Source organism: Limnohabitans sp. TEGF002 (assembly GCF_055395845.1).
This window is the reverse complement of sequence record NZ_AP029224.1, coordinates 638,426-650,048: the sequence shown is the minus strand read 5'-3', so window position 1 is coordinate 650,048 and position 11,623 is coordinate 638,426. Positions and strand designations below refer to the sequence as shown.

Here is an 11,623-nt window from a genome sequence, read left to right as displayed (position 1 = left end):
ATAAATTTACACTTCAATCTCAAGCCAATCTTCATAACCCATTGATTTATAAGGGTTAAATTTAAATTTCTCGCTGGCACGGATCTCGCAACTTCTAAGGCAACAAGACTTAGGAGTGCGAAATGGAAAAAGCTGTCGAATTTGAGCGGATCGTGGATGGCGCAGTGACCTTGCAAGGCCGTCCGTTTGAACAAAGATCCTGCCCCGATCAGTACGTCGGTACTTTGGCCGAACTAATTGGTCAATCTTCGTTCCCACTGAGATGCCCAGTCGGACAAAGGGCATCAGGTCCTTGCCTAATCCTTGTGCTGGAGTCGCCTCATAACGACGAGTTTGTTGATGAACCCGGCCCCGCGAAAGGGTTTACGGGGGAAATGATCCGCAAGTACTTGCCGGATGCATTTGACCTAAAAGGGTTAGGCGAGTATGGCTTGATTCTGCTGAACGCCATTCAATATCAATGCTCATTAGGCAGTAGCACAGCGGTGTACCGCGACCGAATCTTTCGAGCCGCTTGGGAACAAGGCGGGAAGGAAAATTTCCAGGCTCGGCTCCAAGCCACGTTCAGACCAGATGACCAGGTTATGAATTGCTGCACCAAAGGCAACGATTTTGAAATCAATCCTCCCCTCCGATCGCTGGTTGAAGTAGCCATTCGGCAGGTGATTCCGGGGCTGCAAACGATCAAACGCATGCATCCTGCTGCCTGGCGAGATCCAGCCTGGAGAGGAAAGTCATGGCGACATCACGAGCAACCTGCACTTCCAGCTCCTCAAGCCCATTGAGCAGTGAGAGGCACTTAATCAATAGAAAGACAAGAGGAAAACATGCGCACCATTACAGTCCGCGTCATCAGAAGTAGTCATGCAAATTTAGATTCACTGCCGCTCCGGTTTGGCATGCATTTCGATGCTAATCAGACGTTAGAACTGGAGATCATCAAGGATTTGGGGGGCGACCCTGGGTACCCCGATCGATTTCATGTGGATGCCAAGTTTCGGGATCCAAGAAATGAAAATTCAGAAGAGTATCAAGGACATTTCGTCCTGGCTCATAGCCCACAAGACGTGACACCAGTTCTCGTTACTGTTTGGAGAGGAAACAGGGATACCGAGTGGGGCCTATCGAACACGATGACAGCACTTCGGAAGGATGGGTTCCTAACTGTTGAGCACCTCCTGGAAATGCATCCTCTCTATGCGCAGGGTCGCATGGCTGACTCGGCCAGCCTTTTGAAATACATGAGTTCGAGCATTGCTCGCAAGGACATTGAGCGCTTCGAAAGCGTTGCCGCCCAAGCACGTGCAGATACCGTTCGACTTATTAAGAACTTGGAAATGGCCAGGGAAGAGGCCGAGATGGCCCGCAATAAAGCTGAGCGGATGGAAAAAGTCGCCAAAGAAGCCATCAGCGCTGTTGAAGGGCTGGAAGTCGAGCGATCCAAGCAACAAACGAAGATCGATCAACTCGAGGCCCGAATCAAAGCAGGTGAAGCGCGGTACCAAATCGAGGTTGCCGCCGCCAAACAAGACAGCAGTGTGGCCACGCTTTCTGCTCCGGATACATTGATCGAAGTGAATGAGCGCGTAATGATTCGTGGATCGTTTTGTACGGTTCTGGTCCTCGCCGATGGAACTCGTCGCCACATGAAAACTGCAACCTTTGACAGGGATGGGGCAGTGACCAAAAAGGCCAAAGAGCTTGTGGGATCGCGCGTTCGGACAACCTGCTGGGACCCAGTGGGAAATCCAGGTAAGTGGTCAAGGCAAGGCTACTTCCGAAATATTTACGAAACCAAATGAAAGATAAAAAATGATCCTGAGTTACGTCATCCACAACAAAACCGACAACGACTTTCCACTAGGCCTCAATGAGGCTTGGAAATTTATAGTTGAAGCAGACGACAAGTACGACGCCTACATGCAAATGGAAAAGGTAAAAATGTCAGCTCGCATGCATCGACACACTATCATGAATGTCTATCTGGACGGCGCTCCATTTGACGCCAGGGAATACTGGACAGAAGGTGCTAATTCAGATGACTTTGACTACGACGACGCAATTCAGATCACCGAAATCCGGGATGAAACGACTCCTAGGCGTCGATCCTAAAACTAGTTGCGCATCACTCCGCCACCCCAAGGGGTTGTAACTAACGCTTGTGTGGCCGTTTTGTGCCCTTTCGGGCCCAAACAGGATGGATTCCATCTGAAATTCTTCTGGCTTGGCGAAACCAATCAGTTTTTTGGCGCAGGCACTGCCGACAAATCGGCCATGTGCGTCCAGGTCATCAACTCGGAGGCCTTGGTCGTGTCTGCGCTAAGCCAGGTTTCGTGCAGCTCTGAGGTAATGATCACGGGGGTGCGCTTCTCGTCCCCAGGCTTGTGAAACTGGTTCATCACCGGATGCTTGTCTGCATTGACCGTGAGCATGGAGAAACTGACCACCAACTCGCCAGTTGACGGATCCATCCAGCGGTCCCACAGGCAGGCAATGCCGAACGGATCACCCGAAGCCAGTTCAATCCTCCACCGCACTGCCCGGCCAGACTCGTAGCTGGGCTCGTAGAAATTGTCCACCAGCAGCAGGCCGTACTGACGGTGATGCCAAGCTGTTCGGTAGCTGGGCTTCTCCGCCGCAGTTTCACTGCGGGCGTTGTAGGTGTGGCGACTGATCTTGTCATCCTTTGCCCACGAGGGGATCAGTCCAAATTTAGCCAATCCACAAGCAACTCGTCCTGTCTGGTGACTCTTGACCACGATCGGTGCATCAAACCCAGGGTAAGTCTCATCTGGATACCCCGAGGGCAGATTCACGCCCAGCGAAGATTTCACCCACTGGGTGTTCTTTGTTGGCGTGAAATTTGTACACACACGGGCAGTTTATCTCTGGCCTTAACTCCTAGATCCTGAATTAACTGGCAATCAAACGTCAGAGACCTTGCCGAATTTGTAAGGACTCGAGAGAATGATCAACTACCTTATGCCATCTAAACCAAAAATCACTGCCAGCGAGTTACCCCGAGCAATCTTGATCGACTACGAGGGGAACATTGACCGAGCGCCAACTCTACTGGGTTGGCGAATAGACGGTCAGACAACAGCGGCAATCATCGAGGATGCCTTCGCGACCTGCAGTGATCGATACCGTGCCAAGGGAATTTTTCAACACCAGCACAAAAAATTGGCAGTTGATCTGATCGAACAAGCTTGCGACGAAGATCGTGTTGTTATTAGCTGGAGCGAACACGATCTACGCGTCATGTCGCAGATTCTTTCCCCGAAGAACCAATCAAGACTGATGCATCGTTACCGTAACGCGATTGCGACCGCCAGACCGTGGCACTACAAACTTGAACAGGCACGTGCTCCCACAGGTGAGTTGGCTTATTTCAACAAGCTTCTAGGGTTTCCGATCCCAGACAAATACGGGACAGGAAAAGTAGGTCAGGGACTGCGCCTGATACGAAATCAGCTCAACGAGGGACGAGACTATGCTGAACTCACCCCTAAAGCCCGCGCTTCATGGATCGCAATAGTTAAACACAATGCCTTGGACTTGAGATCAATGGAATATGTCCTGCGAGCGATGTTCCAGCTGCCACCTCAAGAATCAACTTCTGGTCAGTTGGCTCTAACGTTAATTCAAGAATCAATGGACACAGATTAAGCCAATGTTTTAACTGAATGTGAACCCTCTTGACTTGGCAAAAAGCACAAACAACTCCAGCCCTTCGTTAGATGAAATCTGCTCGAAATATCGAACACTTTCACCGTAGTTGCTTGGGACCTCCCAAACTGGATGATCGTAAAGATAACCGGTTCCCCATTTGGAAATCACTCGCTCCTCCTTCAAAGTAGTGCCAATGTGTCTGAACGAGTCATCTTGAAAATAGATCACAAGATCACCAGTAAGAAACATGCCTTTTGGCCGCTCCCGAAGAAGTTCATGGCTCAACAGAAAATTTATGAAATCGGCCCCTGCAAATGTTCGACCTAATCCGAAACCAGCAACAGAGAGATACGTTGGATCTTGCACTAATCCGAATGAGTGAACTACACATGTGTAGCTCTCAATCGGATATTTACTTTCAATAATTTTGATTCCGTGCCTTGCAATTAAGCTTAACTCCTGAATCAGCAAGGGGTGCTGGGTCACAGGCAATGTGTCTGTAATGCGTTGCAAATCTTGGCGAAGTGTCATGCCAGTCTTGTTATCGAATGTTGCGCGTATAGCTGCACTGCCCAGAAGAGTAATTTGTGCAACCTAGGAACGCGCCGTATTTCCCATCGCGTCTAACGAGCATCCCGTCTTCACACTCAGGGCATGCCTCGAACTCTTTGTTGCATCTCGGGTTGTCGCAACAAATATGCACCCCATAGCGAACAAGGAAGCCTCTTCCGCAAGCAATACAGGGGCGGCTGGTTGACTCGCAGATTGGGTAATTCGAACAACCGAAAAATAATCCATGCTGACTATTACGCTCAACCATAGGTGCCTGACAAGCAGTGCAACGTCGATTGATGGCGCGCCCGAGATAGTTCTTGTCAACATCAGGATCTTTGATGAGCTCAGTGAAGAATGTCGACTCAGCGCTGGGATCTCCGACAACATACACAGCGTGCTTGGTTCGCGTCAAAGCCACATAAAGCAATCGACGCTCTTCGGCATGTTCAAAATGCTCTCGAGCAGATAACACCAGATCCAACAGAGGATCATCGGCGATTTCGCTCGGAAACGAGTACCGTCCGCTCTTTACTCCGACCAGAATGGCATAGTCTGCCTCAGCCCCCTTGGCCGCATGCACGCTACTAAAAGTCAAAGTCAAATCAGGCCGTTGTACTTTCAGTTCAGCAATACCCAGTTGATCCTTGTAGAAGTTATATCGAGCCAAGATTAGGATGCTCGTTTTTCCAGAGCTTGCCACAGGAATATGCTGCGCAATTGACTCAAGTAGTGATCCACTCTCCTTTTGAGGATGCCAGAGGATCACGGATTTTGAGTTGTCACGAACTTTCGCGATGACCTTCTTTTTGATCTGAGCCTCATTCTTCAGGACAAACCTTGAAGCCACAGACTCGACCATCTGATCGAAGCGGAATGTCTCAGGAAGCATTCGGACTTCATGTCTTCCGAAATGATCTTCGAAGGATGTCATGACGCTGATGTCACTACCTGAAAACCGATAGATCGACTGCCAGTCATCGCCCACGGCGACTAATTTTGCGTGGTCAGTTGAGCTGAGTAGCGACTTGATGAACTGCGCTCTGCCGATGGAAATATCCTGAAACTCATCAATCAAAACGTACTTGATGTCTTTGAGCTCATGTCCGCCATCTAGCGCTTGCTCCGCAAGTCGAATCATGTCATTGAAATCGATCAGGGAGGTAGAGGCGAGATGCTCTTGATATCGCTGATACACCTCCCCAAATATTTCAATGAATTTTCTGGCACGAGCCGCATCAGAATCATTTTGGGGAAGTCGATTGGATAGATCACCAAGACTCAGAAGTGAACCTTTGAAGAGATTCAGAAAGGTGCCAAGCAAAATCCCAAGCTCAGAGATGTATCCAGAAGAATTGAGCTTATCCAGCAGCTGGTCCTTCGGCAGAGGCGAAAAGATCACACCCTGCTGCTCAAGATTCCTTCGGAGGTTGCCTGTCAGTGTGCCGCTTCGTTTCTCATGACTGAATGTCTGAACAAGCTTTGTCTTGTATTGCTGATGGGTAAGAATTTTCCAATCTCGAGACTCTAGGTAATCCTTTTCATTGATGAATGGCGGAGTATTTCCGTTGATATCAATTGCGAAATGCTCTATGTAGATTCCGTAGTCAGGCAGGTAGAAGTCGGGCTTGTATTGACGCCTTTTAATGCTGGAGACAGGGTGTTCGTAGTCTTGCTCGTAAAGGTAATTCACCCCATTTGCATAAAAGAAGTTGGCCAGCTCAAGCTCTTCAAGACTTTTGACCGTCTCCCCATTCAAAGTAATCAGCCCGACTGAGCGAACGTAGGCGATGTAATCACCCATGCTTTTGAAGTCGAATTGATCGCGATATGGTTTTGCATAACTGACGAAAAATTCAGCCAGCTCAGCGTAGTTGTCTTCGTAGATCTGTTTGATCAACCCGTCGAGATACTCTCCAAGCTTTTCTCGACTCTCCGCTAACTCTGTGAGGCTAGGTTTTTGGCCTTGCGCTTCAGCAAGTATCTTCAAACCAAGAGCATGGAATGTATTTATGTTGATGCCAGGATACGGTGAGGCGAGGGATTTCTCCAGATCTTGTTGCACGTTCTTGTTGAAAGAAATCACCAAGATTTGATGAGGGGAGGCCATCCCCTTGTGAACAAGGTAGGCAACCTTGGACTTGATGGTCGTTGTTTTACCCGAGCCAGCTGCAGCGACAACCAACTCCGCATCTTCATTCACGATGACTGCTTTTCTTTGCTCTAACGTGAGCGGATTTGAGAGCACGCTATCAAAGAAGCTCTGGTAACGCTTTAGCTCTTGCGCCTCGAACTCCAGATTGCACTTAGAACGAAAACCCGTCCGATCTGCCTTCACCTCGTTCATGTACCGAATGTGATTGGCTAGCTCCAACTTAAACATTGGTAAGTCAGATACATCCGTGTTCCAAAGATACGTGAGTCGATCCTCATGCTCTTGCAGGATATCGTCGATCTCACGATATGTCACCCATCGCTCACCTCTCGTCGCACTCAAATACCAATTGGTGCAACCTTCAATCCATTCGGCATTTGTAGCATTGCGATCATCAAAATTCTTGGCCTCCGCAATGCGTGCCTTCAATACCTGGGCAATTTTTTCTTGGGCTCCATTCGCGACCCACCCAAAGACCTCTTGAGAGCCGCTCGCCAGCTTGAAGTTGATTCTTGACCAAATGAATCGACGTTCAACCTCAAGACCGTCTAAATCCGAATACGGAACTTGCACGCTCCCATCGGCAGACTTGAGAGTTAAAAAATATGGGCTAAATCGCAAGAACCTTTGCCCAGCACTACTGGAGAAAATTCGATGAAAAAAAGAGGGCCGAAATTCAGTAAGCAAGGTCATTTTGTAATCATCGCCTATTTCGAGCAGACCTCAAACAGGACGGTGACCGCGAAGTTCGCCAAGCCAAGCCCAAAAGAACAACGGCCCCGAAGGGCCGCAGTCCGGACATGAGCTAGCTCACTTTTTCTTGTTCACAGCGGCTTTGAAGCCAGCGCCAGCTGTAAATTTGGGCACAGTAGCCGCCGCGATCTTGAGCTTCTCCCCCGTGCGAGGATTCTGGCCAGTACGGGCTGCACGCTTGGTAGCCTTGAAAGTACCAAAGCCGATCAGCTGGACGTCTTCCTTCTTGGCCACAGTCTTAACAATCGTTGACAGGACGGCCTCCAGAGCACGGCCAGCAGCAGCCTTAGACAGTTCGGTTTCCTTTGTGATCGCTTCGATCAACTCACTCTTGTTCACTCAAATCTCCTTAGTGTTGGATTGGATCATTTTGGCAGAGTTGGCTCATGAGATGAGCTTTCTAAGGCCTATTATTCAATTTCTGATTGCTTGCCATACTAAGATTGCTTATAAAGGTTCACGATGATCATGGACAGTCAACTAGATTGGGGTGTGGAGACAATGAAATGAGCGACTTGCAAAAGCAATACGCCGCATGGGATGAGTTCCTATCTGTCTGGCCCGCCTCTCGGTTGGCCACGATGACATTGAATGAATATAGCCTCGCGGGGTCCAAGGACAGCTTCACCTACTGGATTGAATCGAGGCTCGATGAACTGGGTAGCATCTGGGGTGGATCATCGTTCAAGTTCGGCGTTTTCTCTCGCAAGGACACGGAAGACAAAAAATCCGATGCAAAGCTTTCCTACTCGGATACCCATGGCTGGTATTCATCGCTAGGCACTACAGCTGAAGCCGCATTTGACCAGGTGCGAGGTTTTGTGGTGCAGGTGGCCGATTGGGCCGCCAAGGGCGATCTGGAGGCCATTGAGTCTTTCGAGCATCTGGGTGAAGCTTTCAAATGGAAGATTGCCTTCCACTACCAGAACCGCCACGAGCCTGTGATCGTGGACATCTTCAAGCGTGCGATGCTGGCGGTTTTCGTTAACGGGACTGCAAGCCAATCCATGGCTACGCTGCAGAAAGCTACTTTGGCTAAACGACCTGATGGGCTTGCCATTTTGGAGTTCGGACGGCAAGTGTGGGAAGCGTGGAGTCAAAAGAATCTGTCGATCTGGAAGCTATCGCATGGGATGAATGATTTTTCTTCCGAGGAACGCAAAGCTTACCTACAGGCTGAACTAGGTGTGATGCATGGTGACACCGCCAAAAGCCAGGGCGAAAACTTCCAAGAGGCCCCGGTTGGTGATCTATTCTTCTTGTGCCATGGCAACGAAAGCATGCCTCTGGTGGGTCAATTTACGTCCATGCCAGAACCTTGCGATAAAGGCGATGGTTGGTTGCAACGCCGCTACCGAGTGTTGAAGCAGAGTATCAAACAAGGCGGCTACCAAGGTGGCCAGAAGGGCTGGACCCCCAACTACAGGTCTACCTTCAAAAAGGTGCCTGAGCATGATTTGCCCGAGTTAGAGATCTCTTTACTCAAACCCTTCTTTGACACAGATCTGGCCGAGCTGGCCGCACTCGCTGGCGAGCCCGTTGAAGATGTAAGCGCAGACAGCAATGCCAGACATTTAGCCCCCCCTGCTACGACACAAAGCGCAATGACCCAACCAACCCCATCTTGTTTCAACCGCATCTACTACGGACCGCCCGGTACCGGAAAAACATACACCCTGATGCAGCTGCTCAAAGACAGCTATGAGCAACCCGTTCAAAACACTGATGAATGGCAAAAGCAATTCATTTTGGACCGATTCTCAGGATTCAAATGGTGGGAGGTTCTAGCAGCAGCGCTGTATGACCTTGGCCGCGATGCTGCCGCAGCGAAGGTGAATGATTTGGTAAATCATCCATTTGTCAAAATTTATAGCTCAACAAGGCAATCGACCGCTTATTTGAGTCAGTCCATTTGGCGAATCCTTCAAAACTACACAGTTGAGGATTCAAAAACTGTAAAACTCAAGAGCCGCTTATCTCCAGGAATTTTCGACAAAACACCAGACTCGCAATGGAAATTTTCTGGGGACTGGAAAAATGACTGCGCCCACATCATCGAGCTTGTAGACGAATACAAAAAAGGGGCGCAATCTACGGGCGCTGTTAAACGCTACTCATTTGTGACGTTTCATCAATCCTACGGTTACGAAGAATTCGTCGAGGGTCTTCGTCCTGTACTAACCGGAGATGCAGATGAGTCAGCGGTGCAATACGAGATCCGCTCTGGGGTGTTCAAAGATCTATGCCGCCGCGCCCGACTGGAGCCGGAACAGCGGTTTGCGATGGTCATTGATGAAATCAACCGGGGCAACATCAGCAAGATTTTCGGCGAACTCATCACTCTGATTGAGACAGATAAGCGTGAGGGTAATACCAATGCGGTGACAGTGACGCTCCCGTATTCCATAGAACCATTCAGCATTCCAGCCAACGTTGACATCATTGGCACGATGAACACAGCAGACCGGTCATTGGCTCTGTTGGACACGGCTCTTCGTCGTCGCTTCGAGTTCGTGTCTATCCACCCCGATACAGGAGATGAGTCGGGTGCCCCACTCGCTGGCTTGCGCATCACAATCAACGATGAAGTCATCGACATCCCCAAGATGCTCACCGTAATTAATCGACGCATCGAATCCCTTTATGACCGTGATCACTGCATCGGTCATGCCTATTTCACAGGCCTAAAACTGATTCCAGATGGTCAGCCCAGATTGAATGCTCTGAAAGATATATTTCGCAACCGCATCATTCCTTTGCTCGAAGAATATTTCTTCGAAGATTGGCAGAAGATTCGCTTGGTACTGGCTGACAACCAAAAGCCGCTATCGGCGCAGTTCATCGCGGAGAGCTCCGATCATGAAGGCGATCTGATTGAGCTTTTTGGCCATGACCATGGTCTGGACACCTTTTCGACCAAGAGAGGATTTCAAAAGCAAGACGACGCATTGGGGAACCCCAGTGCCTACATTGGTATTTACCAAACCATGGCTGCTTGACCCCTCAGCAATGAACGGCCGTTCTATCTACGAATTCGACGCACTCGTATCCAATGAGGGCGGGCTGGTTGACGTGGATGGCGTCCATGGCGTTCCCGCTCCTGTTTTCGCATGGCTTGAATCTGAGGCGTTGCGCATTGCTGATCTTGGCGAAGGTTCCTGGATTCGACTGTCCCAGCGCAGAGGTAAGCGGGCTGTTCAAGTGACCAGCTATGTTGGTGTTCTACGTGCGCCAAACGGTTTTCAGATTGAAGTGCTGCCTAAGGTCGGCAAGGTGATCGGCGGTGGTGCCGTCGAGGCCCGACAGCTATTGATTGATATGCTGTGCTGCCTGCAGCGGTTCAGACATGTGCAGACAGACAAGGCTAAATTGGTCGCCCGCCGGATGCCCTTACTTGAGGTTTTCATATCGGAGTTTCTGCGGGCGGTTGAGCTGGTAGTCAAACGCGGGCTTCAAAGCGACTACGCGGCACATCAAGAAAATGTTTTTGCGCTGCGCGGCAAGTTGATGATGGCACCTCACTTGCGCCAAAACTTATTCCGAGCCGATCGGTTCTTCACGCAGTTTGATGAATTCACACCAAATCGACCTGAGAACCGACTGTTGCACACGGCGCTGCAACATGTATTGCGATTAACCACCTCGCAAGAAAACCAGAAGCTTTCCCGTGAACTGACGTTCGTATTTGCAGATGTGCCGCTGTCAGACCTGCCTAGTGTGGATTTTCAACGTGTGCGTAACGATCGCAGTATGGGGCATTACGAAGGAGCCTTGGCGTGGGCACGCCTGATTTTGGGCAATGAATCGCCCATGACCGGTTCAGGGAGTCACACTGCGCCTTCTTTGTTGTTCCCGATGGAGGCTTTGTTCGAAGCGTTCGTTGCCAAGCACTTGCAAAAGCAAGTTGGCTCTGGCTTTGTACTCAAAACCCAAGCCCGCAGCCTTCACCTGGTTCGCCATCAAGAGCAAAATTGGTTCAGGTTGAAGCCAGATTTACTGATCCACGACGACCATGCCAATCGACTGGTTCTGGATACCAAGTGGAAGTTACTTGATAGCGTGAAAGCTAACGGTTCGGACAAGTACGGCTTGTCCCAGGCTGATTTTTATCAATTGCAAGCCTACGGCCAGAGCTACATGGATGGCAATGGCATCTTGGCGCTGGTCTATCCAAAAACTGCCGCGTTTGACCAGCCGCTACCCGTTTTCAAGTTTCCGAAATCCGAAGGACTGGAACTCTGGGTGTTGCCGTTTTGCTTAAAAAATAGAACGCTCTTGGCTCCTTCGTCCGAAGACTTTTCGACATACTTTGAAGGCACCATGAAATTAGAAACAATGAAAGCGGCTGACTCTAATTTTGTGTAAATGGAGGGTCTATGGGTCACTACAGAACAATAGCTATCGAATCATTCCGAAATCCCGGTGAGCCCTCAAGTGCCTCTGTGCGAGCTCGCCCGTTACCTGGCCAGGGATTGTCTACTGAGATTCGCG

10 protein-coding genes are annotated in these 11,623 nt (G+C 49.7%); 6 read left to right on the top strand and 4 right to left on the bottom strand.

Going from position 1 to position 11,623, the window contains the following annotated elements; translation table 11 throughout:
- Nucleotides 1-122: 122 nt before the first annotated feature.
- The 3 genes from ACZ5SR_RS03335 to ACZ5SR_RS03325 are packed head-to-tail and all read left to right on the top strand — an operon-like array spanning nt 123 to nt 2,112.
- The gene (locus ACZ5SR_RS03335; protein WP_464450161.1) at nt 123-785 is read left to right on the top strand and encodes a hypothetical protein; all 663 of its coding nucleotides are present in this window, start codon (nt 123-125) and stop codon (nt 783-785) included.
- 42 nt (nt 786-827) lie between these two features.
- Entirely contained in the window at nt 828-1,802 is a 975-nt protein-coding gene (locus ACZ5SR_RS03330) for a hypothetical protein (protein WP_464450160.1), read from the top strand.
- A 10-nt stretch (nt 1,803-1,812) separates the two neighbouring features.
- Nucleotides 1,813-2,112, top strand: coding sequence for a hypothetical protein (locus ACZ5SR_RS03325; protein WP_464450159.1), 300 nt, complete (start codon nt 1,813-1,815; stop codon nt 2,110-2,112).
- A gap of 125 nt (nt 2,113-2,237) precedes the next feature.
- Here ACZ5SR_RS03325 and ACZ5SR_RS03320 read toward each other — a convergent pair whose 3' ends face one another.
- Nucleotides 2,238-2,816 (bottom strand): SOS response-associated peptidase, encoded by a 579-nt coding sequence (locus ACZ5SR_RS03320; RefSeq protein ID WP_464451152.1) that lies wholly within the window; start codon nt 2,814-2,816, stop codon nt 2,238-2,240.
- 151 nt (nt 2,817-2,967) lie between these two features.
- On the opposite strand from ACZ5SR_RS03320, the gene ACZ5SR_RS03315 reads away from it, so the two are divergent.
- Nucleotides 2,968-3,669 (top strand): hypothetical protein, encoded by a 702-nt coding sequence (locus ACZ5SR_RS03315; RefSeq protein WP_464450157.1) that lies wholly within the window; start codon nt 2,968-2,970, stop codon nt 3,667-3,669.
- Between the two features lie 9 nt (nt 3,670-3,678).
- Here ACZ5SR_RS03315 and ACZ5SR_RS03310 read toward each other — a convergent pair whose 3' ends face one another.
- The 3 genes from ACZ5SR_RS03310 to ACZ5SR_RS03300 all read right to left on the bottom strand — a co-directional run bounded on the left by ACZ5SR_RS03310 (nt 3,679) and on the right by ACZ5SR_RS03300 (nt 7,471).
- Nucleotides 3,679-4,203 carry a hypothetical protein gene (locus tag ACZ5SR_RS03310; protein WP_464450156.1) on the bottom strand — a complete coding sequence of 175 codons (525 nt, stop codon included), beginning with the start codon at nt 4,201-4,203 and terminating at the stop codon, nt 3,679-3,681.
- A gap of 10 nt (nt 4,204-4,213) precedes the next feature.
- The gene (locus tag ACZ5SR_RS03305) at nt 4,214-7,072 is read right to left on the bottom strand and encodes a UvrD-helicase domain-containing protein (protein WP_464450155.1); all 2,859 of its coding nucleotides are present in this window, start codon (nt 7,070-7,072) and stop codon (nt 4,214-4,216) included.
- A gap of 117 nt (nt 7,073-7,189) precedes the next feature.
- Nucleotides 7,190-7,471: an HU family DNA-binding protein gene (locus ACZ5SR_RS03300; RefSeq protein WP_464450154.1), complete on the bottom strand. Its 282-nt coding sequence runs from the start codon at nt 7,469-7,471 to the stop codon at nt 7,190-7,192.
- A gap of 167 nt (nt 7,472-7,638) precedes the next feature.
- On the opposite strand from ACZ5SR_RS03300, the gene ACZ5SR_RS03295 reads away from it, so the two are divergent.
- Together ACZ5SR_RS03295 and ACZ5SR_RS03290 are read left to right on the top strand one after the other, a co-directional pair.
- The gene (locus tag ACZ5SR_RS03295; protein ID WP_464450153.1) at nt 7,639-10,131 is read left to right on the top strand and encodes an AAA family ATPase; all 2,493 of its coding nucleotides are present in this window, start codon (nt 7,639-7,641) and stop codon (nt 10,129-10,131) included.
- Nucleotides 10,094-11,497, top strand: a complete 1,404-nt coding sequence (locus ACZ5SR_RS03290) for an McrC family protein (protein WP_464450152.1) — start codon at nt 10,094-10,096, stop codon at nt 11,495-11,497. The genes ACZ5SR_RS03295 and ACZ5SR_RS03290 overlap by 38 nt, the downstream gene beginning before the upstream one ends.
- The last annotated feature ends 126 nt before the right edge of the window (nt 11,498-11,623 follow it).